Source organism: Chlorobaculum sp. 24CR (assembly GCF_004118635.1).
Taxonomy (GTDB): Bacteria; Bacteroidota; Chlorobiia; order Chlorobiales; family Chlorobiaceae; genus Chlorobaculum.
The window spans coordinates 1-457 of the sequence record NZ_SDGU01000101.1; the positions used below are offsets into that span (position 1 = coordinate 1).

General features: G+C 53.8%; 1 protein-coding gene. It reads right to left on the reverse strand.

Translation table 11 applies throughout. The features are described 5' to 3' along the window. Positions 1-96: 96 nt before the first annotated feature. On the reverse strand, positions 97-390 hold the full coding sequence (locus EST62_RS12825) for a transposase (RefSeq protein ID WP_129052457.1): 294 nt from the start codon (positions 388-390) through the stop codon (positions 97-99). Positions 391-457: the final 67 nt, after the last annotated feature.

A 457-nucleotide genomic window follows, 5' to 3' on the forward strand; every position in this document is an offset into this window, starting at 1 on the left:
GCTTGCCGTAATAACTCGTGCGATTCACATCGACCAGTTGGCATTGCGTCGAGACCGGTAATGGCTCCTCGCCGCCGATCCAGCTTTTACGCTGCTTCACAGGTAAGGCCCGACTTTTTTTTTAAGCCAGTCCAACTGCACCTTGAGCCGACCGATTTCGGTGTAGAGCTTTTCAGGATCCGAGGACGGATCGACTGGTTTCGGCCCTCGCTTTATATCGAAGATTCCGGGCGCATTCTCGAGCAGTTCCCGTTTCCACAGGCCGACCTGGGACGGGTGGACACCGAACTCGCTACCGATTTCGTTCAGCGTTTTGTCGTTCCGGATTGCCTCAAGCGCGACCTTGGCCTTGAACTGCGCCGTGAACTTGTTGCGTTTCTTCTCGCTCATAACTTGACCTTGTTTTCAGCCAAGTTACCACCTTAAACCGCTGTCCGAAAATCGGGGACCACTATAC

Excerpts from the sequence above, each read along its gene's own strand:
- EST62_RS12825 (WP_129052457.1), bottom strand. The coding sequence starts at position 390 with ATGAGCGAGAAGAAACGCAACAAGTTCACGGCGCAGTTCAAGGCCAAG.